The sequence below is a fragment of the uncultured Fibrella sp. genome (genome assembly GCF_964250085.1).
Classification (GTDB): domain Bacteria; phylum Bacteroidota; class Bacteroidia; order Cytophagales; family Spirosomataceae; genus Fibrella.
Map to the genome: position 1 here is coordinate 884962 of NZ_CAXUEC010000002.1, position 20585 is coordinate 905546.

20 protein-coding genes are annotated in these 20585 nt (G+C 54.5%); 16 read left to right on the forward strand and 4 right to left on the reverse strand.

Annotated elements, in window-relative coordinates; all coding sequences use genetic code 11:
- The first annotated feature begins 135 nt into the window (after nucleotides 1-135).
- From ACFE8Q_RS09160 to ACFE8Q_RS09180, 5 genes are all read left to right on the forward strand, one after another.
- Complete coding sequence (locus tag ACFE8Q_RS09160) at nucleotides 136-585, forward strand: DUF4920 domain-containing protein (protein WP_375445065.1); 450 nt, start codon at nucleotides 136-138, stop codon at nucleotides 583-585.
- A gap of 104 nt (nucleotides 586-689) precedes the next feature.
- Nucleotides 690-1130, forward strand: a complete 441-nt coding sequence (locus ACFE8Q_RS09165; protein WP_375445066.1) for a hypothetical protein — start codon at nucleotides 690-692, stop codon at nucleotides 1128-1130.
- A 43-nt stretch (nucleotides 1131-1173) separates the two neighbouring features.
- Entirely contained in the window at nucleotides 1174-1602 is a 429-nt protein-coding gene (locus ACFE8Q_RS09170) for a hypothetical protein (protein WP_375445067.1), read from the forward strand.
- An 87-nt stretch (nucleotides 1603-1689) separates the two neighbouring features.
- The gene (locus ACFE8Q_RS09175) at nucleotides 1690-2991 is read left to right on the forward strand and encodes an amidohydrolase family protein (RefSeq protein ID WP_375445068.1); all 1302 of its coding nucleotides are present in this window, start codon (nucleotides 1690-1692) and stop codon (nucleotides 2989-2991) included.
- 116 nt (nucleotides 2992-3107) lie between these two features.
- Complete coding sequence (locus tag ACFE8Q_RS09180; protein WP_375445069.1) at nucleotides 3108-4466, forward strand: hypothetical protein; 1359 nt, start codon at nucleotides 3108-3110, stop codon at nucleotides 4464-4466.
- Nucleotides 4467-4493: 27 nt separating this feature from the next.
- Here the strand turns inward: ACFE8Q_RS09180 and ACFE8Q_RS09185 are convergent, their stop codons facing one another.
- Nucleotides 4494-5732, reverse strand: coding sequence for an MFS transporter (locus ACFE8Q_RS09185; protein ID WP_375445070.1), 1239 nt, complete (start codon nucleotides 5730-5732; stop codon nucleotides 4494-4496).
- Nucleotides 5733-6024: 292 nt separating this feature from the next.
- On the opposite strand from ACFE8Q_RS09185, the gene ACFE8Q_RS09190 reads away from it, so the two are divergent.
- The 9 genes from ACFE8Q_RS09190 to ACFE8Q_RS09230 all read left to right on the forward strand — a co-directional run bounded on the left by ACFE8Q_RS09190 (nucleotide 6025) and on the right by ACFE8Q_RS09230 (nucleotide 13362).
- Complete coding sequence (locus ACFE8Q_RS09190) at nucleotides 6025-6873, forward strand: ATP-binding cassette domain-containing protein (RefSeq protein WP_375445071.1); 849 nt, start codon at nucleotides 6025-6027, stop codon at nucleotides 6871-6873.
- Nucleotides 6870-7679, forward strand: a complete 810-nt coding sequence (locus ACFE8Q_RS09195) for a hypothetical protein (RefSeq protein ID WP_375445072.1) — start codon at nucleotides 6870-6872, stop codon at nucleotides 7677-7679. The genes ACFE8Q_RS09190 and ACFE8Q_RS09195 overlap by 4 nt, the downstream gene beginning before the upstream one ends.
- A gap of 4 nt (nucleotides 7680-7683) precedes the next feature.
- Nucleotides 7684-8055, forward strand: coding sequence for a GntR family transcriptional regulator (locus ACFE8Q_RS09200; RefSeq protein WP_375445073.1), 372 nt, complete (start codon nucleotides 7684-7686; stop codon nucleotides 8053-8055).
- Nucleotides 8052-8753 (forward strand): hypothetical protein, encoded by a 702-nt coding sequence (locus ACFE8Q_RS09205; RefSeq protein WP_375445074.1) that lies wholly within the window; start codon nucleotides 8052-8054, stop codon nucleotides 8751-8753. Before ACFE8Q_RS09200 ends, ACFE8Q_RS09205 begins: the two co-directional genes overlap by 4 nt.
- Before the next feature lie 133 nt (nucleotides 8754-8886).
- Entirely contained in the window at nucleotides 8887-9243 is a 357-nt protein-coding gene (locus ACFE8Q_RS09210; RefSeq protein ID WP_375445075.1) for a YciI family protein, read from the forward strand.
- An 18-nt stretch (nucleotides 9244-9261) separates the two neighbouring features.
- The gene (locus ACFE8Q_RS09215; protein WP_375445076.1) at nucleotides 9262-10515 is read left to right on the forward strand and encodes an RNA polymerase sigma factor; all 1254 of its coding nucleotides are present in this window, start codon (nucleotides 9262-9264) and stop codon (nucleotides 10513-10515) included.
- A 99-nt stretch (nucleotides 10516-10614) separates the two neighbouring features.
- The gene (locus ACFE8Q_RS09220) at nucleotides 10615-11310 is read left to right on the forward strand and encodes an alpha/beta hydrolase-fold protein (RefSeq protein ID WP_375445077.1); all 696 of its coding nucleotides are present in this window, start codon (nucleotides 10615-10617) and stop codon (nucleotides 11308-11310) included.
- 68 nt (nucleotides 11311-11378) lie between these two features.
- Complete coding sequence (locus ACFE8Q_RS09225) at nucleotides 11379-12698, forward strand: DUF3472 domain-containing protein (RefSeq protein WP_375445078.1); 1320 nt, start codon at nucleotides 11379-11381, stop codon at nucleotides 12696-12698.
- A 184-nt stretch (nucleotides 12699-12882) separates the two neighbouring features.
- On the forward strand, nucleotides 12883-13362 hold the full coding sequence (locus ACFE8Q_RS09230) for an anthrone oxygenase family protein (protein ID WP_375445079.1): 480 nt from the start codon (nucleotides 12883-12885) through the stop codon (nucleotides 13360-13362).
- An 8-nt stretch (nucleotides 13363-13370) separates the two neighbouring features.
- Here the strand turns inward: ACFE8Q_RS09230 and ACFE8Q_RS09235 are convergent, their stop codons facing one another.
- Entirely contained in the window at nucleotides 13371-13736 is a 366-nt protein-coding gene (locus ACFE8Q_RS09235; protein ID WP_375445080.1) for a VOC family protein, read from the reverse strand.
- A gap of 220 nt (nucleotides 13737-13956) precedes the next feature.
- On the opposite strand from ACFE8Q_RS09235, the gene ACFE8Q_RS09240 reads away from it, so the two are divergent.
- Complete coding sequence (locus ACFE8Q_RS09240) at nucleotides 13957-15300, forward strand: type IV secretory system conjugative DNA transfer family protein (protein WP_375445081.1); 1344 nt, start codon at nucleotides 13957-13959, stop codon at nucleotides 15298-15300.
- Between the two features lie 18 nt (nucleotides 15301-15318).
- On the opposite strand, the gene ACFE8Q_RS09245 is transcribed toward ACFE8Q_RS09240, so the two are convergent.
- Together ACFE8Q_RS09245 and ACFE8Q_RS09250 are read right to left on the reverse strand one after the other, a co-directional pair.
- Nucleotides 15319-16533 (reverse strand): hypothetical protein, encoded by a 1215-nt coding sequence (locus ACFE8Q_RS09245; protein ID WP_375445082.1) that lies wholly within the window; start codon nucleotides 16531-16533, stop codon nucleotides 15319-15321.
- Nucleotides 16530-19877, reverse strand: coding sequence for a C25 family cysteine peptidase (locus ACFE8Q_RS09250; protein ID WP_375445083.1), 3348 nt, complete (start codon nucleotides 19875-19877; stop codon nucleotides 16530-16532). The genes ACFE8Q_RS09245 and ACFE8Q_RS09250 overlap by 4 nt, the downstream gene beginning before the upstream one ends.
- Nucleotides 19878-20064: 187 nt before the next feature.
- Here ACFE8Q_RS09250 and ACFE8Q_RS09255 point away from each other — a divergent pair, with 187 nt between their 5' ends.
- Nucleotides 20065-20577: a PadR family transcriptional regulator gene (locus ACFE8Q_RS09255; protein WP_375445084.1), complete on the forward strand. Its 513-nt coding sequence runs from the start codon at nucleotides 20065-20067 to the stop codon at nucleotides 20575-20577.
- Nucleotides 20578-20585 lie beyond the last annotated feature (8 nt).

A 20585-nucleotide genomic window follows, 5' to 3' on the forward strand; every position in this document is an offset into this window, starting at 1 on the left:
TATCTACTGTGCTCCGCTTATCAACGAGGTATCCAAAAGCAGCGCACAGTAGACCTTGAACTTTAGACCTTCAGATCTTCAAACAGTAGACATTGAACTTTAAACTACCTTTGCATCATAAACACACAAACGAATATGAAACTCGTTGCAACACTGGCCCTTATGCTGGGCCTGACCATTGGCGCTTCGGCCCAGGACTCGTTTCACGGCAAAAAGATTTCCGAGAAAGGGGCCGTTCCTGCCGCTCAGCTAGCCACTACGATGGCCAACAAAACAGAGATGCCCGCCAAAGTGGAAGGCACCGTTGAATCGGTCTGTAAGGTGAAAGGATGCTGGATGAAGGTGAACACCACCGACGGACAAACGATGCGGGTATCGTTCAAAGACTACGGTTTTTTTGTTCCTAAAGACATCGTTGGTAAAACGGTAGTTATGCAGGGAACGGCTAAACAGACGCTTACTCCGGTCGACGAACTGCGGCACTACGCCGAAGATGCTGGCAAAAGCAAAGAAGAGATCGCAAAAATTACGGAGCCAGAGAAAGCCCTCACCTTTGTGGCTGATGGGGTAATTGTAAAAAAATAATAAACAGGTTCCAACGGCGTCTTTGCAGCCTGGGTCATTGTAAGCGTAGTCGATGCAGCCGCTGGCCGTATCGGCTACGCTTTTTGGTTCTTACTCCCTGTGTTATGAAGTACTCACAAAAGTTAATCGCTGCTTTGGGCGTGGCTGCCATTACGCTGGCCTACGCCTGCAAAACATCATCAGAAGTTACGCCCACAAACCGCGTGGCCCTAAGCGCTTACCAATCGGGCCGTGTGGCAAACGATATCAACGTACGGGTCGATTCACTTAAAGATAGTCGCTGCCCGGAAGGCGCGCTCTGCATTTGGCAAGGCAACGCCGTGGTGAAAGCAACTTTATCGAAAGATACCGACCAGAAACAGGTACGTTTGGTTTTGGGTCCTGATCCATCGTCGACTGGAACCCGGCAAAAGTCAGACTCTACGGGCGTGGTATTGTCGGGAATTACCTACAAAGTGATCCTGCGTGACGTTACCCCTTATCCTAACGTTAACCAGCCATCGCCCCCTGCCACACAGGCGGTGATCGAAGTGTCGAAGTTGTAGGCGATCTTGCTGGTGTCCCTTTGACCTAAACACTTCTCAGTTCATGAAACACCTTGCTGCTTTTTTGCTCATACTGCTCTCGGTAGTATATGCCTGTAAGCAGCAAGATGTTTCATTACCGCCACTTCCTGCTGGATATGTAGAACTACAAATGGGTGGGCCGATCCTTACGCCTGCGGGACTGACCGTCATTGCCGATACCGTATACATGTCTATATGTCCGAAAAATGCGTCTTGTCTCGTCCCCAACAACGTATTCGCCTCATTACAAGTGGTACGTAACCAGGAGAGCCAACCGGTACGGCTGTTTACTTTTTTCGGTGTTCAGAGCCGACGTGATGGTAGTTTGGGCGACTCAGCGAGCGTTAAGTTGGGTGGTCAGCTATACAAGGTGATTGTAAGGGGGCAGTATATCGGCGAAACGGACCAGAGTCGGCTGGGCCGGGCCATTATTCAGGTAGCACCTCTCTGATAATAGAAGGCGTACCGATCATTTTCTTATCTTCAAGGCCGCAACCTGTTCGGGTTGCGGCTTTTTTGTACCCCTCAAATCAACTTCATGAACCGTCACTACTTGTCCTTAGCACTGGGGCTTTGCCTCGGCACGTCTCCCCTTTTGGCGCAACCAACTGCCACCGCGCCGACCCGTACGCTGCTCCATTGCGGCAACCTCTTCGCCGGAACAGGCAACGACCTGCAACGCGAAATGACCATCATCGTAGAAGGCACCAAGATCGCCGCCATTCAGCGAGGCTACACCACCGCTACCGGACAGGATCGGGTGATCGACCTGAAAAGCAAAACCGTACTCCCCGGCCTCATCGACATGCACGTGCATCTGGAAACCGAGACGCGCCGGGGCGGCATTGTCGACCGGTTTACTATGAACGTACCTGACGTTGCTTTTCAGGCCGCTAAATACGCTAAAACAACCCTGCTGGCGGGCTTTACTACCGTCCGTGACCTGGGCGGAACCGGCGTAAACGTGGCACTGCGCAATGCCGTGAACCGGGGGCTGGTTGATGGGCCACGGATCATGACGGCGGGTAAATCGATCGCTACTACGGGCGGGCACGCCGACCCCACAAACGGCTACCGGAAAGACCTGATGGGCGATCCGGGTCCTGAAGAGGGCGTTATCAATAGCCCCGACGAAGCTCGCAAAGCAGTTCGCCAGCGTTATAAAGACGGTTCCGACCTGATAAAAATCACGGCTACGGGTGGTGTCCTGAGCAACGCCAAAGACGGGTCTGGTCCGCAGTTTACGGAGGAAGAAGCCCGCGCTATCGTTGAAGCCGCCAAAGATTACGGGTTTGCCGTGGCGGCCCATGCCCACGGGGCAGAAGGCATCAAACGCGCCGCCCGCGCCGGGGTACAGACCATCGAACACGGCACCTACATGGATGACGAAGCCATCGCCATCTGCAAAAAAATGGGCACCTACTACGTACCCACCATTATTGCGGGCAAAACCGTAGCCGATTCAGCCAAAATGTTTGGTTATTACACGGCCCTGGTTACGCCCAAAGCCCTGGCAGTTGGTCCAAAAATTCAGGCCACGTTTGCCAAAGCGTATAAAGCGGGTGTGAACATTGCCTTCGGTACCGATGCGGGCGTGTACATTCATGGCTATAACGCCAAAGAGTTCGAGTACATGGTCGAAGCGGGTATGCCGCCCGTCGAAGCGATCCGGTCGGCCCTGCTGACGAACGCGAAATTGCTGGGTATGGACACCCAGATCGGTTCGATCGAACCCGGTAAATTTGCCGATATCATCGCCGTCGACGAGAATCCCATTCAGAACATCAAAACCCTGCAAACCGTCCGCTTCGTCATGAAAGACGGTAAGCAGTACAAGTAATGTCTATTGTTTATGGCTTACTGACCAACGTGCTCCGCTCAGCAACGAAGTATCAATAAGCGGAGCACGTTGGCCATTGAACCCTGAACTTTAACCTTACCCTTACCCCTACCCCCATGCCCCCACAATCTTCCTTAGAGCCCGACGAGCAGGAAAAACTGCGGGAACTGACCACCCAGAGCTGGAACCTCGAACTGGCCATTTCGGGCGTCGCCATGTTTGCCATCCTGCAACTTCCCGACCTGCTCGATTCGGCTTTTTCCAGTCTGCGCTACAACTTTCTGCCCAATACTAAAGGGATTGCCGGCCTACTGCCATCGCTGGCCTACAGCATGATCCGAACGGCCCTTAACATCCTGTTTGTGGCGTTTCTGGCCAACTTCATCATGCGGGCGTTTTGGGTCGGGCTGGTCGGGTTGCTGGCTGTGTTTCCGTCGGGCATCCATTATGACCGTATGCCGTTCTCAACCCCTGAGATTCAGCAACGTATGTCTGACGACTTTGGACCACTCGACCGGTATATTCTCTGGCTCGACAAGCGGTGCAACATCGTGTTTGCCCTTGCTTTTCAGTTCGTTTTTTTTCTGATACTGATTGGGCTCCTCTACGTAGTGAGCCTGGTGTTTTATCTGGTTGTGCAGCCCAACGTACCGGCGGCTGTTTGGCAGAACATCAAAATTGGCGTAGCCGTGGTGGTGGGCATATTCTACGTCGCTATCATTGTACTGAATCTAAAAAAGGTAAAAGAATCGCCAACGGGTGCCCGGCTGTACTTTCTCCTGACGAAAACCACCCAACTAGTTATGAAAGTGCTCATGATGGGTATGTACCGGCATTCGTCCTATGTCACCAATACCTTCTACAGCCACATTCCACAGAAACGCTTTACCCGTACGGCTGCCTTCTTCATGCTGGCGTTTTTCGTGGCATTTTTTATCGAATCCATCACTGATGCAACCCGCAACGACCGTCGGGCTACCCTCTTCAACAGCCGTAAACTGTATAGTGTCAGTGTAGATAGTCTCTTTGTAGACCCTGGTGCCTACGACAACCAACGGCCTGAGGGTGAATACATTGACGTGGCATCTATTCAGGCCGACGTGATCCGCGAGCCGTACTTACGGTTGTTCATTGCGTACCCAAAAGTACTCGATACACTGCTGACGCGCGTGGCCCCGAAGCCAGTCTGGCCCGATTCCCTGTCGAGGCAGGAAAAACGCCGCCAGGATGCCATCTGGGGTAGTCAACAGATCAACAAGCTTATCCGGCTGACGGTTAACGATTCGATAGTTGGCCGACCAGACCTGTTTTTCGCTCAATCAGGTACGTTACAACAACGCGGCTGGCAAACGGTGCTCGTACCGGGCAACCTCATCACCGGTCGTAACCTGCTTCAGGTGGCCATCAACCGCCCCGGACAGGCAACGGCCGATGAACTCATCACCATTCCTTTCTGGTACGTACCTGAGCCTTGATGCAAAGTGCCTGTGCTGGTTTCTGCGCTAAATCACTACTTCTTCCGTTGGGTCGATGCGCAGCCAGAGCAGGCAACTGCATAATAACAGGCCGGAAATCATGAACAGCGGATCGTTGAAATCGCCGGTTGCTTTCACGATGTAGCCGAAGAGTACGCCCAGGAAAACGGCTCCCATCTGCCCGAACGTGTTCATGGCTCCCGATATCACGCCCGACTGGCTGCGGCCCACATCGTTGCAAACAGCAAACGAAACGGGTAAGGTCAGGTCTTTGAAGCCCATACCCATTGCCAGCAATATCGCCGCTGTCTGGTTATCGCTGGTGCTTGCCGACAGGAAAATGCTGATGCTCGACAGCCCCATGCCCACGATACCCACCGCTCTGCGGCCCACTTTCAGCCCGTAGCGTTTGGCCAGCCAATCGCTGGCAAAGCCGCCGGTGAAGCACCCGATAGCGCCCAGCACAAAGGGAAGTGTGGCAAACAACTGCATCTGGGTTTTGTCGAAATGCCGTCCCTCTTTCAGGTACGTTGGTAGCCAGCCGGTGAAGAAATACGCGCCATACATGTAGAAATGGAACATCAGCATGATGGCCCACATGTTGGTGCTTCGGAAAATGGCCCGCCACGGAATATGGTGCGATTTGATCTTGAACCAGCGATTTTCTTCGATATGCGCCCGTTCGTCGGCAGGTACGTCAGGTTGCTCGTGCGGAAAGTCGCGAAACCAGACAAACCAGTAAATAGCCCAGAGTACCCCAAGCAGCCCCATCGCGAAGAAGGCCGCCCGCCAGCCATAATACGTTGAGATCGGAATCACGATCCACGGAGCCAGTACGCCGCCAACCCGGCCAGCCGCCCAGATAAACGCCTGTGCCCGACCCGTTTCCTGACGCGGAAACCAGCGCGACACCACGATCGACGCGTTTGGATAGGCACCGGCCTCGCCCATGCCGAACAGAAACCGAACGATAACCAGGTACAGCCAACTCGTAGCGGTGCCCGTCAGGATGGTAAACGCCGACCACCAGCCCACCACCCGCGTGAGCACCCGACGCGGGCCAAGCCGGTCGCCGAGGGCACCCGTTGGCATCTCGAAGGTGGCATAGGCGAGCGCAAAAGCACTCAATACCCAGCCCCAGGCGTCGTTTTCGATATGCAGATCCCGTTTCATGTCGGCCGCTACGAGCGATATACCTGTCCGGTCGATGTAGGTAATAATAGAGAGCACTGACAGGAAAGACAGTACACGGGAGCGATAATTCATGGAGGAAGGAGTCAGAAATGCCCGGCTAAGATGGCGAAATAACTGCACCCGCCATATATCAACCACCTTGCTTTGTTTATCAATCTGTTAGCTATGTCGGCGCATCTGCTTTTTTATAAGCCAGTTGGGAACCGTCACCCCGAAAACGCCAACCTGCAGCTCATCCAGGAAGCAAAGGCGAAAAAGATAGTCGGGAAATAATGCGTTCCGAAAAAAAATTGCCCAGACTTATTGTTAGTTCGACCTAAACTTATACTATTGTAGTGTATTAGTTATATAATACACTATAGCAATGATCAACCTAACTAACCTCACCTTCTGCTACGGCCGGAAGCCACCGGTATTGCAGGACCTGAGTCTACATCTGGAGCCGGGGCGAATCTATGGTTTACTGGGCTCGAATGGAGCGGGCAAGTCGAGCCTGATGCGGCTGATAGCGGGGCTCCTCTTCCCGACCGATGGCCAGATTCGGGTGAATAACCACGAGCCCAGCCAACGGGAACCGGCTTTTCTGGAGACCGTTTTCTTTCTGCCCGAAGAGATCGACACACCGTCGATGACGCTCTCCAGGTACGTTACCACGATGGGCGCTTTCTACCCGAAGTTCAGCGACGCCCAGTTTCGCCACTACCTGAAGTCGTTTCAGCTTCCCGCCACTATTGATAAGCTGGCGGATCTGTCGCTGGGGCAGCGCAAAAAGGTGCTGATCAGCTTCGGCCTGGCTACCAACACGAGCGTGTTGCTGATGGACGAACCAACCAACGGCCTCGATATACCCTCGAAAAGTCAGTTCCGAAAAGTAGTATCCGCCGCCCTCACCGACGACCGGCTGATTATCATTTCCACCCACCAGGTACGTGACCTCGACTCGCTGATCGACTCCGTTGTGGTGATCAATGACCACGAGCTGCTAATCAACGCCCCGCTCGAACGGGTAAGCCAACGCCTGCGCTTCGAACTGCTCGGCCGCGACGTACCAGCCAACGCGCTGTATGCCGAACCCAGCCTGCGCGGGAATGCCGTGGTGCTGGAAAACAACGACCCAACCGACGACACACCTATTGATCTGGAACGGCTATTCAACGCCGCTATCAGCAACCCGCAACGCATGAAAACGCTTTTTTCTGCCCCAAAACCATGAACCAGACCTTTTCCTTCTCTCGTTTCGCCCGACTGAACCGCTGGTTCTGGGCCACCAAAAGCCGAACGTATAGTATAGCCGCGTTGGCTCTGATACCAATCGTTATCCTGGTTCCATCGCAAGTTTTTTCAGAAACGGGCATGTTTTTCCCGTTAGGGGTACAGCGGAACGATATCGTTTATTTTAATTTTTTGTCACTCATCGTCACGTTTAGCATAGGCAGCGACGTGTTTAGTGCCTTGTTCCGACAGGAATCAGCTATTGCTTACCTCATGATTCCGGCCTCACGAACAGAGAAGTTCTGGCTGGGTACTCTGTATTGTGTCATTGCTTTATTGTCGCTGAGTGTTGCCTACTTCGGGTATGAGGCCATTGTTTTCAATATAGCTAATAGCCAGTTGCCAGCTAACATAACTGACCGGTATGTGTCATCACTGATTTATAACTACTCGGCCGATGATGACAGAGAACTTCTGTTTCTCACTCCCTATTTTCTCTTTACCAGCCTAGCTATCTCGTTAATAGGTAGCTTCTTCTTTCGGCGAGGGGTGTTGATTCGAAACGTGGGTGCAGTGTTGATTTTAGCGATTGGCCTGCTGTTTATGTACCACTGGATAGTCGGTCTGCAATCTACCGGGCAGGGGGTAGGTACAGCACTACCTTTTTACAACATCGCCGTTCACACGTCCAAGAGCAACTATGAGTTATTAGCTCCGCCAGACTGGCTAAAGTACGGTGCTTACGCAGGTACGTTACTCGGGCTTTGGGTTATTGCCCGCGTCCGGTTTAACGAAATAGAACGGTAACTACATGGAATTCAACGATAAACAACCCATCTATCTGCAAATCGCCGATTATGTCTGCGAGCAGATTCTCCAGCAGGCCTGGCCCCCCGGCGAGCGTATTCCGTCGGTACGCGACCTCGGCTCGTCGCTGGAAGTGAATCCCAACACCGCCATGCGGGCCTTCGATTTTTTACAGCAGCAGGGCATTCTGTTCAACAAGCGCGGCATGGGCTACTACGCCGCCGACGATGCCCCGGAGCGGGTAAAGGCCATGCGCCGCGCCCGGTTTCTCGACATCGAACTGCCCAGCCTTTTCCGCACCATGACCCTGCTGGGCATCAGCATGGCTGAAATCGAATCTCGTTTCAACGCGTTCCAACCCGCTTCTGCCTCATGAAAACCAGCATTAAACTTCTGCTGGGGCTGGCCCTTGCCCTGATCATTGCCATGTTTGGCGCGGCCATCTCCATTCGTCATCAGTTCGATTCGATCGATAAATCAGACAAGTATTCGCGCTGGCAAAAGAAGCCGTTATCTACTTTTCACGCCGTACAGATCACCGGCCCATCAGCGGCAGTAGTCCAGATTGAACCGGGCAATAGTACCCGTTTGCTTGCCGATACAATTAACCCGTGGAAAAAATCAACCTACTCCTACCGGGTTGAGCGAGACACCCTGTTTCTGCACGTAAACCCCGCAGAAGGGTGGTCTTTCAGAGTAGACGACGAGGATGACGAGTGGCATAATCCGCAGTTTGTTGTGCAGTTGCCGCTACTTCAGGCAGTTTCTACGATCAATGCAAACTGCCAGATTCACGAGTTCAAAGGCGACGGATTGACGCTTACGCAGCGTGGTAAAGGTGGCACGACCCTGGTTGAACACGTTCGGTTTAACCAATTGACAGCCCTATTGTCTGGACGAAATCAACTGGTCCTTCGTGACTCGACCAACAGTCTGGTGAAAGGCGCTATTACTGCCCGTGACAGTTCACGTTTGTTTCAATACACTAATTTTCAGCAGGGCTTATCCATCGTTACCGACCCAACCGTTAAACTTCGCCTGACCGGGAAAGCGCTACAGCAGATTCAGCAATAGATCATTACTGAACCGTTTATTGCTGAAGGTGATTAGCAGCAAAAACTTTTTTCAGGTACGTTGTCCGATTTGGGGGAGGCTGTTCGTCTTAGTGGCGAAATCAGGTAATTTTCACCCAAACAAACCAGTTATCATGGAAAAATTCATGCTCATCTTTCACTGGCCTGTCTCACAGGCAACGGCTTACCAACAACAGTCGCCAGAGGATATGCAGGCCGAAATTCAGAAATGGAATCAGTGGATCGGTGGCATTGCGGCGCAGCATAAGATGGTCGGCGGCGAATCCCTGATGCCGTTTGGCAAGGTGATGACAAATGGCGGGCAGGTGGTTACGGACGGGCCATTTACGGAAGGAAAAGAGATTATTGGCGGCTACACGCTGGTTACGGCAGCCAGCGTCGATGAGGCCGTTGAACTAGCCAAAGGATGCCCCATATTCGACACCGAAGATGGTTCGGTCGAAGTGCGGCCGGTCGTTAATTTCGGGTAAATCACCCCAAGCCAGTCCATGCCAGCACCGAATGAACCCGGCCAGTTAGTTGCGCATCTGTTTCGCCACGAAGCAGGTCGGATGACGTCGGTGCTGGCGTGTACCCTGGGTTTCGACCGGCTCGATCTGGCCGAAGACATTGTGCATGATACTATGGTGCAGGCGCTGCAAAGCTGGCCGTTTCAGGGCATTCCCGACAATCCACGTGCCTGGCTGTATCGGGTGGCGAAAAACAGGGCGCTGGATGTTGTTCGGCGAGAAAACAGGTTCCGACAAATCGGTGCAGAGGCGGATTATCTGCACCAGCAGGACGCTACCGAGGCTATGGCCCAACAACTTTTCTTCGATGAAGCCGTCACCGACAGCCAGTTACGCATGCTGTTCGCCATCTGCCATCCGGCCATTGCGCCCGAATCGCAGTTGGCCATGTGTCTCAAAATCCTTTGCGGCCTGAGTGTTCAGGAGATTGCCAGTGCCTTTCTGACCAGCAGCGACACCATCACGAAACGGATTTACCGGGCTAAAGAGAAGATCAGGCAGGATGGTATTCAACTCGAAGTCCCCACCGGAACGTACCTGGCTCCCCGCCTCGGTGCGGTGTTGAAAAGTGTCTATCTGCTCTTCAACGAAGGCTATAATTCGTCACAGCCCGAGGCACTTATCCGGCAGGACCTGTGCGAGGAAGCCATGCGACTGACCTTGCTGCTGACCGAAACGCCACATACGCACACGCCCGCCGTTGATGCGCTGATGGCACTAATGTGTTTTCAGGCCGCCCGCTTCGAGGCCCGCATCGACGAGCAGGGTGCCATTGTGCTACTGCCAGATCAGGACCGGAGTCGCTGGAACCACCTGCTCATTCGGAAAGGGCATACGTACCTGAACCGGTCGGCCCAGGGAAACACGCCCAGCGACTACCATCTGGAGGCCGGCATTGCCATGCTTCATAGCAGCGCCCCCTCCTACGCCGCCACCAACTGGCCAACCGTACTACATTATTACGACTTGCTACTTGCCTACAAACCGTCGCCGGTAGTGGCGCTGCACCGGGCCGTAGCTCTGGCCGAAGTGGCTGGCCCGGCAGCGGCAATTTCGGAGGTAACCGGGCTGAACGGACTGGACCAAACCGTTTACTACCACGCTGTTCTGGGCGATCTATACGAACGGAACGCTGAGCCCGATGCGGCCCGCCATCACTACCAGCAGGCCTTACATCTGACTTCGTCGCTGGCCGAGCAAAAATTACTGGCCCAAAAACTGGCCCGGTTGTAATGGTCAGGGAGTTATGCCATATCCTGGAGATATAGTATAACTCCCTGACCATTACAAACCGGTTGCTATCTGGCATCTTTGCACCCGATCACTGCTCCGATGCGCCCTATCCAACTTTATCTCCTCTACTTCGCAAGCATTTTTTCTTGCTTGCCAACCTTTGCCCAAACTCTACAGCCAGCCAAACCCGCTGCGCGTTACGCCTACCAGTTATACGTACCTGCATCGTACCCGAAAAGCAAGGCCACCTACCCACTCATCATCTACCTACATGGCGGCTCGCATCGGGGCAACGACCTGAGCAGGCTCAATCAGTACGGCCCGCCGCATGCCGTTGCGCAGGGTCGGCAGTTTAATTGCCTGATTGCCTCACCCCAATGCCCGGAAGGGAAATACTGGTCGACCGACAACTGGTTCGATTCTCTGTATATCGAACTGACCACAACGTACCGAATCGACCCGAAGCGGGTGTACCTCACGGGTGTCAGTATGGGCGGGTATGGTGCCTGGCAAACCGCCGTAGCCCGGCCCAACACGTTTGCGGCCATTGCACCCCTTTGTGGCGGCTGCGACGATTCGACTCAAATCTGCCAGATCAGGAACGTACCTGTGTGGACTTTCCACGGCACCGCCGACGATCAGGTTCCGTTCGATGAAACCGCCCGCCTGGTGCGCCGCCTCAACGCCTGCCAGGGAAAGGTGCGGTTCACTAAACTAGTTAGTACAGGCCATGATCTTCTGTATCTGTACGATGAGAAAGCGATCTATAGCTGGCTATTGAAACACCATAAATAGCGTATGCTGCTGATGGTGCGTTCGCAACGCAATACACACTGACACACAACATACTGACGAAACCAATAATGGCTACTCTATTGACAAACTGGCTCCCGATCAGTTGCCTGCTCGTAACCGTCTTCGGGGTAGTTACGCCATCCCCTACACCATTTGCCGGACCGGGGCCAAATCCGGTCAGCGTGCCGATTGGTGGTAACAGTTGGGCCACAAGTACGACAGGGAAACCGGCCAGAATCTCGAAAGAGGGGCTGAGTAACTGGTCTAGTTCGTCATGTACGATAGACACCTACGTGCGCTTTGAACAGCCAGGTACGTTGGCACTATCCATCAATCTACGTGTACCTTCGGGTAAAAGCCGGATACGGGTTACAGTGCTCGACCAGTCAAAAGAGATTGATGTTCAGGGAGATATCCTGACCAGCTACGCCCTTGGTGAGTGGAACATTGCCAAACCGGGGTACGTTAAAATCCGCTTGCAGGGGCTTGCCAAAACGGGTCGGGTTTATGCGGAAGCCACCGATTTCGGCCTCAGCGGTGAAGCTGTCGATGAGCAAACGGCCTTTGTGCGAACCAATGACGGTAACTTCTTCTACTGGGGCAGGCGCGGGCCTTCGGTTCACCTGAACTACCCGATGCCAGCCGGGGTAGAAGCCGAGTGGTTTTATAATGAAGTCACGGTGCCAATCGGTAACGACGTGATCGGTTCCTACTACATGGCTACTGGCTTTGGCGAAGGTTATTTTGGCATGCAGGTCAACTCAACCACCGAGCGGCGTATCCTTTTCTCAGTGTGGAGCCCGTTTCAGACCGACGATCCAAAGCAAATTCCTGATGATCAGAAAATCCGGCTGGTGCGCAAAGGACCGGGCGTTACCACCAACGAGTTTGGCAACGAAGGCGCGGGTGGACAGAGCTTTCTGCGGTACAACTGGCAGGCGGGACAGACCTATGCATTTTTGCTACATGCCCAGTCCGAAGCCGACGGCTACACGGCCTATACCGCTTATTTCAGGACGCCCAATGCAACTGTCTGGCAACTGATTGCCAGTTTCAAACGACCTAAAACCAAAACGTATCTTAAATCACTTCACTCGTTTCTGGAAAACTTCGAGCCGGAAACAGGCAACATACAGCGCGAAGCTGGCTTCTCGAATCAGTGGGTACGTAGCAACAAAGGGCAGTGGCACGAACTGACTACGATGCGGTTCACCGGCGACAATACGGCCCGGAAAGCCTACCGCATGGACTACGCCGGTGGCCTGACCAACGGCCGTTTCTTCCTCAGAAACTGCGGCTTCTTCGACGTCAACACGCCCCTGAACGCAACGTTCACCAGGCCTGCGCAGCATCAGCCCCCCCCGATTGATTTTTCTACGTTACCGTAGCTAGTCATTTTAACGACGGCGAATCCTAACGACAGTCAATGACCAAATTCGTCGTTTCGTTTGGCCTGTTTATCGCGGCCGTCGGCTGGTTGACTCCCATTTGGCAGCATTGCGTTGGGTAACCCGCTAGGTTTGAGCCTGTAATCAAACATGACCACATCTGAGGTCGCTTTTTACAGACGCAATGAATCAGCTAACCGAACTTCTGCTGGCGCTATTTATCCTGAATCTGGGTACTGCCTTCGGGGCCGGGCTCTACGAAACACGTATCGTTTTACCACTTTGGTTTCTCCGATCGCCGGACCTCACGTATCGAGTCAATACAGAAGCGATGCACACTATCGAAACGGGTCGCACGTTCTGGGGCTTCGTTACAACCGGACCGCTCACCTTACTTACCCTGGCCAATATCTTCGCTGCCTGGCAGTCTCCAGACCCTGTGCATGATTGGTGGCTTAGCGCGGCATTACTGACCCTTGCCGAGCGTACAGGCACCTTCGCTTTCTTCATTCCAACCGCCATCAAGCTTCAGAAAGCAGGTCAATTACCGGCCGCCAGCGTTTCCCGGCTGGTAACTTCCTGGGTACGCTTAAACTACCTCCGCAACGCGCTGACCCTGATTGCCTGGCTCCTCGCGCTGAAAGCGCTCACCATTGGAAGGTAACAACACCCTTATTCAGCCTTGAAATGAGGATTTTGGATAATGCCCAGCGTGTTTCCGAACGGATCGGCTACGGTGGCAACCAGAATGCCGCCGCCTACGTCCTGCGGTTCGCTGAGCGCAGTAGCTCCCTGGGCCAGTAGTGTCTGCCAGGTTGCCTGTAAATCTGTCACGCCCCAGTAGCTAACCGGCGTTCCCTGAGCCGGGGTCAGGTCGGGGTCCAGCCCCAGTTCATACCCGCCCACGTTGAAGCCAACGTAGAATGGTTCGTCAAAGTAAGGGGCTATACCCAGGAAAGTAGCGTACCAGGCTTTTGCCTGATCAAGATTGGGAGCGGCGTAGATAGCCGTTCGGAGGCCGAGTAGTGAAGATGCCATTGATTGATCGGGATATACTGCGTTTCCCTTCGGTTTGTACACTGATAATCTGAAGAAAACGCGTTACAAAGGTACTAGAATGGGGATGTTCAAAAACAGTAAAATCATTCACCGAACTTATGGAAAATAACCATTGAGCCTGTCTATCTTGTGGCTACTCATCTGCTCAGTCGGGTCGGCTATTTCTCCACCGCCCCATTGAGTTACCCTCCCCCATAGCATGTCACAGGATTCAGCCTCAGTACACGTCGGTTACCACTCCGACAGCACCCTCCATACGTCTTCGGTCCACGAAGTCAGGGGGTTCCGGTCTTATAAGTCTGCTGGTGTTACTGCCGGGGTTCCACCCACGCAGTCTATTATCTACGACGGTACGGCTCACCTGATGACGGTGGCTCCTACCGGCACGGGCAAAGGGCGCAGCGTGGTTATTCCAACGTTGCTAACGTACCCAGGTTCGGTGGTGGTGCTCGACCCCAAAGGCGAAAACTACCAGGTAACGGCCCGTGCGCGGCGTGAGATGGGTCAGCAGGTGATTTGTCTTAATCCGTTTGGCGCCGACAACATCGATTCGTTCAACATAATGGATGTGTTCGGTTTGCCCAATATCGATATTGAAACGGAGGCGCAGCTAATGTCTGAATTATTTGCGCAGGGCAACCGGGGCACGAAAGAACCTTTCTGGGATTTGACCGCCTGTATGCTGCTTGCCGGCATCATTGGGTACGTTGCTTCTATAAAACCACCTGAAGAGCGCACGTTAGCCGCCGTTCGGGAACTGCTGTTTTCCGATGATCTGGTCTATTCGCTGGCCGTTATTCTGGATACGCACGGCAAGCAGATTCCAAAATCGACCTATCACCAGATTGCGGCGATTCTGGCCATGCCCGATCAGAACACCCGGCCCAGCGTGCTGGCCACGGCCCACGCCTATATGTCGGCGTTTCTGAGTGAAGATGTATTGAAAGCAACCAGCACATCCAGCTTTTCGCTTAACGAGTTCCGGGAGGGCAAACCCATGTCGATCTACATCATCGTTCCGCCCGACAAGCTGGTGTCGCACCGCTCGTTATTGAAACTGTGGATCGGTGTGTTGCTGAAAACCATTACCAGCCGCGACGTGATTCCCGACCTGCAGACGCTGTTCGTCCTCGACGAAGCCGGTCAGCTAGGCCACTTTTCGTACCTCTACAGCATCATTACCCTGTGCCGGGGGTACGGCCTCAAATGCTGGACCATCTGGCAGGATTTTCAACAACTCGAATCGAACTACCCGTACGACTGGCAGACGTTGATCAACAACTGCGGACTACTCCAGTTTTTCGGCTGTAAGAATTACCAGATCGCCCGTAAGATTGAGGAGATTACCGGTGTACCCGTCAACCAGATCAGGCAGTTACCCAAAGACCAACAACTACTGATGATGGACGGTACCTCCCTGTTCTCGCGCAAGCTCGACTACCTGACCGACCCGCTTTACGAGGGCCGTTTTGACCCCAATCCGTTCTATAGAAATCACCCCAAACCATCCCCCCTTTCGGGCGACGAACCGAAGCAGTTATAACGGCAACCAGTTTCCCGGTTACCGGCTCAGTATATGCTGCAACTTCTCCCATAAGTCGGCCTGTGGGAGTAGTTGCAGCCACGAGCAGAGCAGCAGCACGGCCCACCAGCGGCCCAATTGCCGCCGGGCCAGCATGTTGTTCCACCGGCTGATCCAGAACGCGGCCAATACCAGCAGCGGAAACATAACGGGTGCCATCAGGCGGGCATTGGGGCCGTTGAACGGGCTGAAAAGCCGCATGATGAATAGGATAGCCAGGTACGTACCGGCCGACAGCAGCAGTACTCGCCAAACAGAGCGTTCACGTTCACCCCAGTCGGGCAGGGTAGCGCGTTGTTGCTTTAGCCCCGGCCAGATCCAGCGAACCAACCCGAGCTGCAGAATGATCCCGATCAGGACCAGCAAGACCGGTTCGCCGGGAATGTAGTCGCGCAGGAGGAGCAATTCGTTGATCAGGGCAACGGCGATCAGGTAGAGTTTGTCGCCCATCGTTTCTGCCGTTTCATAGAACCGATCACCGCCATAGGCGGAAGGCGTCAGCAGACTGTTCAGGTAGAAATAACCAATCATGAAGGCAACTGAAACGAGGCCATACGCCAGATCGGGCCAAATTCGCTGCCGGCCCATTTCCCAGCCAACGCGCCGGTATGTACCCAGCGCCAGCAAGCCATACACGCCCACCACGTACCCACCAACGTACCTGAGCAGAAACAGGCCCACCGTCAGCAACAGCAGATAGGCAACGTACCTGAATCGGCTGGCCGGGGTTGATGCGGTGGGCTCGGCCTGGCTGATAAACCAGACCCATTCCAGCAGGAGAATCAGAAACGCCCATTCAGACCAAGTGTAAATCAGCAGCCGCAGGAACCCGCCAAGCAACAGCACCGAGCCAACCCACACCGCACGGCGGGCACCGATCCGTTGCCGCCAGATGAAGAGGAAAACACCCGTCAACAATATGTTCAACAGCTTCGACGCCACCAGCAACGACGTACCTGTACCCTTTGCCAACGTACCTACAAGTAGCGGATAACCAAGCGGAAAGGTGCCTTCCCACCCGGCCGAAACGTGGCCGTACTGATCTCCATCGAGCCCGACCAGCAAACCCGCAAACGACAGGTAGTAGGTGGAGTCGGGGCTCACAAAATGCGTCGGATTAACGTAGCTCAGCCAGCCGATCACGATGCTGATCAGCAACCACAGCGCCACCAGCCAGCCATCATCCGATTTCATCGGGCTAAAATAATGCGGCCTGTCAATTGCTTTTTCGCCGTGTCGGCAAAGGCATCGTAACCGGGAATATCGAGCCGGTACAGGTACGAACCCGCCGCCATTGGCGTACCGGTATCGTTGGTGCCATCCCAGACAAATTCGTTGGTGCCCACCACCGTTTGTAGCTGGATCGTCCGCACCTCACGCCCCGCCAGATCGAATAGGTGCAGCGTAACGGGCTGCGGCGTCTGGCTGCCCGTGAGCACGTACCTGATCGTGGTTTGGTACGCAAATGGGTTTGGCGCTACCGTAATAGCCTGAACAACAGCTTCCTGCTTCACCACAAACCGAATGGCGTAGGGTTGAGCCCGGTTGCCGCTAAGGTCAGAGCCGTACACTTCCAGCGTATACACGCCGTCGGGCAGGGGTTGCGCAGGCCGGTAGTTCAGCCGGAACGTACCGCCAGTGTTGCTCCAGGTGGCATTGCTGGCCAACACCGTCAACTTCTCGAATGCACAGGGCTGCTGAGCACAGGGGCGTTGCAGATACAGCTCCAGCCCGGTTGGGTCAGTGCGGAACAGGCGCGTATTCTCATCGGCAATCAACACGCTGATCATCGGTTGTGGGGCCACAAACGCATCGTTCAGGATGCGCCGTCCATCAAAGGCCACCTCCACAACCGGGGCCGTATTGTCCACGTCGAAAGGTAAGTTCGCCAGTTGACCGTCGCTCTTGACCTGCAACACGTTATTGTCTTTCCGCTCTTCGTCAAAGCGGGCATCGGCATCGGCGTAGAACTCGAAGAACGTACCTGCCAGCGTCGTTACGGGCAGCGAAATCCGTAGCGTATCAGAGTAAGTGGCCGCGTTTACCGGTTGCCGCGTTTCCTGTAATAGCTGCCCACTGGCGGCGTATTGGCGCACCCGCACTTCAGGCCGCTGACTCATGCCCCGCCCCAGGTTCAGGACCACCGCCGTAAGCGATACCGAGTTGGGTTGTGCCACTACGCGAATACCGCCATCAGAAAACGTCAGATCGGGCCGACTGAATGGAAACAGCCGCACCGCCGGGTCGCCCTGAAGGGTAATCTGTTCAGCATTCGTTTTGTCATAAATCGAATTATTGACCAGCATGTACCGCCGAATGGCTTCGACCTGAATATCGCCGAACGGTTTGGCGTACCAGGTACTGTCGGTCATTACGCTGTAGAGGTTGTCCGTGTAGGTCTTCAATGCGCTGGCAAAGCCGTTATACGTATGCGCCAGGGCCAGAATGGCCCCTCGATCGGGCGTGAGCACCCAGTCAGACACAAACGTTTTAGGCCCAAAATAGAAGTTACCCGATGCACAGCCGTTGGCCAGCAACAACGGGTAGCGGCCTTTGTTCCGGTAACCCAGCCGGTCGTTGCTCACGTACCCAATGTCGATATCGGCCACGTCGAGGCTCGAATGCCCGAACATGGAGATCATGCCGATTCCTTTATTTACCTGATCAACGATCGGAATATTTTCAACCGGATCATCCGTACGTTTAGACACTGTTTCTACCGAGGCACTGACGTACTTACGGGTAATATCGGTGGCAAACTCATCAACGAAGGCGCGAAACAGATTCAGTTCATACGCCGAGCGGCCGCCACTAAGGTGCAGCATTTTCTTGCGCCACAACGCCGTACTGGCCGCCGATTCATGTTCTTTTACTTTGTTCAGGTAATCGAGTACCTGCTGCGGCTGGGTGACGTTGAGGCGACCAACCGCCACGGCCGGCACATACTCGGGCCGACCATTCAACCCAGTCACCAGGGCCAGATCAGAACCCGGCCACCCGCCGCTGGGCACCATGTCGAGGCTACTGGCCAGCGGATTTTTCCGAACGCCCTGCGGGTCGCGTGACTGCCCAACCAGCAGCAGTGCCCTGGGCGACCCGTTGCGGCTGATGTAATCGATAAACCGCCGGATGGCCACCGCATTTCGCTCGCCGTAACTGAACTGATTGAATAACTGGTTGATCGTTACAGTCAGCGTATCGTAGCTGCCGCCTGCTTTCGAGGCCCGGTACGCGGCATACTCCGCCACGGCGTCGGGCGAGGCAACGGTAGGCGCGCGCAGGGCCGGATGAGTCACGATCAGGAAGCTGGCTTTGGCCGGATTGATGTTTCGAAACGCAACCCGCTGCATCCCCAACACCGGCAGCGAAGTACTGACCATCAGCAGGTTACGCGGCACCGAAGCCTCCCGAACGACGCTGGTCCAGGTGCCGCTCGTTAAGGTGCTGGCTACCAACGTACCTGACAGCACCGATGTTTGCCCCGGTGTTGTGATATCGAACACTCGCCCGGTTATGGGCACGCTGGTCAGGCGCAGCAGTGCCCGCCCACCCGTGGCTGCATTCGTTTTAAACTCCCGATACGAGTAGCCGGCCAGATCGGTCTGGTGCGGATACTCGGCGCGCAGGTAAGCCATCGACACTTCTTCATCCGGCACTTGCGGGCTCAGGCTGCAAATTACCCGGCCCCCATCGGCCACATCCGTTGCCGATAATGGAATCGTCAGCGTGTAAGGGTCGTAGTTGACACTTTTAACCATGTCGAGCGTTCGGGGGCGGGCGCTCTGCCCTACCTGCACCTGCACGGAATGGGCCGTGGGCGTCCGGCCAATATACTGCATCGTCAGTGTGGGCGTGGCCAGGCTGGTACTCAGCACTTTTGTCAGCGTAATGGCTTGTTCGTAGCGCGTCTGTGCTTTGATGCTGTTGCTCATCCAGCCCTCACCCACATCATACGCCGTCAGGATCGCTCCATTGCTGTACCCGGCTCCGATCGGGTAAATATTCCCGGCGGGGTACTGGTCCGTGAACACGCGCAACTCCTCCGCCCAGATATACGGCTGGGGCGTTAGCGCAGCCGCGTCAAGATCCGTGTAACTGGTCATGCGCTTACCCGGCAACCCGTCGAGGCGGGTAGTCAGAAAGTAGGCGGTGGTGTCGGAATAGAGGCTGTAATACGGATGAGGCTGCGCCGACGCCGGGCGGTACAGGGCCGAATCCTGCGTGCCATCGTTGCCCTTCCCAATGAATTCAATGTAATCGGCCGTGTCGAATTTACCGTCGGCTTCGCCTTCTACCAGAATGGCCTGTTCAACGCCCCGGTGAAAAAGTTGCAGCGTTTTGGGGTTAAGGCCCGTCAGCGGTAACCCTGCTTTTTGCAGGTCATTGGCCGTAATGCGGTACAGGCCCTTCTGTGCGACCGGAATTTTGTAGTAGGTCTGCTGATAATTAATCCATTCAGTACCGAACACGGTTTTCTGGGCTTTCGCCGTGAAACTGAATAGCAGGATAAACAAGTACGAGTAGATGGGTAGTCTCATGCGACGGATTGGACAAAACAGCGACAAGTTACAAGTTTTCGTTTCGCGTGACTAGGTAGCCCGCAGTTCAACCCCGATTATTCGCCATTCATACTTAAATACTACTAGTATCAGTCAAGTACCTTGCATCACAAAGTACCTTATACTATATTTGTCTTATCCATTGACCTATGACCCACTACGGCTCATGAATATTGAAAACGCGCAGGTCCAGATGCGAAAAGGCATTCTGGAATTTTGCATTCTGCACATCATATCGAGGGGCGAAATTTACGCCTCCGATATGCTCGATGAGCTAACCTCTGCCCGCATTATGGTGGTCGAGGGCACGCTTTATCCCCTACTGACACGCCTGAAAAACGCCGGCCTACTCGATTATAAATGGGTAGAATCGACGTCGGGGCCACCCCGTAAGTATTATATGCTCACCGAATTAGGTCGAAATTCGTTAGAATCGCTGAATGAAACCTGGCAGGAACTGTCAGACTCGGTGATGCTGATCGTAAACCGCGCCCAAACCAACGGAAGCAGTGTGGCGCCGCCCATTCAAACAGCCGTCGACGTGCTGCCCGCACCACCTGCGGCAGTTGCGGTGGTAAGCGTAACGCCAGCAACAGAAACAGACACGCCTGCTGCGTCGGCCAGCTCGGTCGACATTGTCATGCCCGAATCGGCGCCTGAACCTAAACAAGATCAATAAGCCCCAGT

Bases quoted from the DNA above. Each gene is read 5' to 3' on its own strand.
- ACFE8Q_RS09195 (WP_375445072.1), top strand. From the start codon at position 6,870: ATGAACCAGACCTTTTCCTTCTCTCGTTTCGCCCGACTGAACCGCTGG.
- ACFE8Q_RS09165 (WP_375445066.1), top strand. From the start codon at position 690: ATGAAGTACTCACAAAAGTTAATCGCTGCTTTGGGCGTGGCTGCCATT.
- ACFE8Q_RS09235 (WP_375445080.1), bottom strand. From the start codon at position 13,736: ATGGCATCTTCACTACTCGGCCTCCGAACGGCTATCTACGCCGCTCCC.
- ACFE8Q_RS09250 (WP_375445083.1), bottom strand. From the start codon at position 19,877: ATGAGACTACCCATCTACTCGTACTTGTTTATCCTGCTATTCAGTTTC.
- ACFE8Q_RS09230 (WP_375445079.1), top strand. From the start codon at position 12,883: ATGAATCAGCTAACCGAACTTCTGCTGGCGCTATTTATCCTGAATCTG.
- ACFE8Q_RS09225 (WP_375445078.1), top strand. From the start codon at position 11,379: ATGGCTACTCTATTGACAAACTGGCTCCCGATCAGTTGCCTGCTCGTA.
- ACFE8Q_RS09205 (WP_375445074.1), top strand. From the start codon at position 8,052: ATGAAAACCAGCATTAAACTTCTGCTGGGGCTGGCCCTTGCCCTGATC.
- ACFE8Q_RS09190 (WP_375445071.1), top strand. From the start codon at position 6,025: ATGATCAACCTAACTAACCTCACCTTCTGCTACGGCCGGAAGCCACCG.
- ACFE8Q_RS09185 (WP_375445070.1), bottom strand. From the start codon at position 5,732: ATGAATTATCGCTCCCGTGTACTGTCTTTCCTGTCAGTGCTCTCTATT.
- ACFE8Q_RS09180 (WP_375445069.1), top strand. From the start codon at position 3,108: ATGCCCCCACAATCTTCCTTAGAGCCCGACGAGCAGGAAAAACTGCGG.
- ACFE8Q_RS09240 (WP_375445081.1), top strand. From the start codon at position 13,957: ATGTCACAGGATTCAGCCTCAGTACACGTCGGTTACCACTCCGACAGC.
- ACFE8Q_RS09170 (WP_375445067.1), top strand. From the start codon at position 1,174: ATGAAACACCTTGCTGCTTTTTTGCTCATACTGCTCTCGGTAGTATAT.
- ACFE8Q_RS09255 (WP_375445084.1), top strand. From the start codon at position 20,065: ATGAATATTGAAAACGCGCAGGTCCAGATGCGAAAAGGCATTCTGGAA.
- ACFE8Q_RS09200 (WP_375445073.1), top strand. From the start codon at position 7,684: ATGGAATTCAACGATAAACAACCCATCTATCTGCAAATCGCCGATTAT.
- ACFE8Q_RS09160 (WP_375445065.1), top strand. From the start codon at position 136: ATGAAACTCGTTGCAACACTGGCCCTTATGCTGGGCCTGACCATTGGC.
- ACFE8Q_RS09245 (WP_375445082.1), bottom strand. From the start codon at position 16,533: ATGAAATCGGATGATGGCTGGCTGGTGGCGCTGTGGTTGCTGATCAGC.
- ACFE8Q_RS09210 (WP_375445075.1), top strand. From the start codon at position 8,887: ATGGAAAAATTCATGCTCATCTTTCACTGGCCTGTCTCACAGGCAACG.
- ACFE8Q_RS09220 (WP_375445077.1), top strand. From the start codon at position 10,615: ATGCGCCCTATCCAACTTTATCTCCTCTACTTCGCAAGCATTTTTTCT.
- ACFE8Q_RS09215 (WP_375445076.1), top strand. From the start codon at position 9,262: ATGCCAGCACCGAATGAACCCGGCCAGTTAGTTGCGCATCTGTTTCGC.
- ACFE8Q_RS09175 (WP_375445068.1), top strand. From the start codon at position 1,690: ATGAACCGTCACTACTTGTCCTTAGCACTGGGGCTTTGCCTCGGCACG.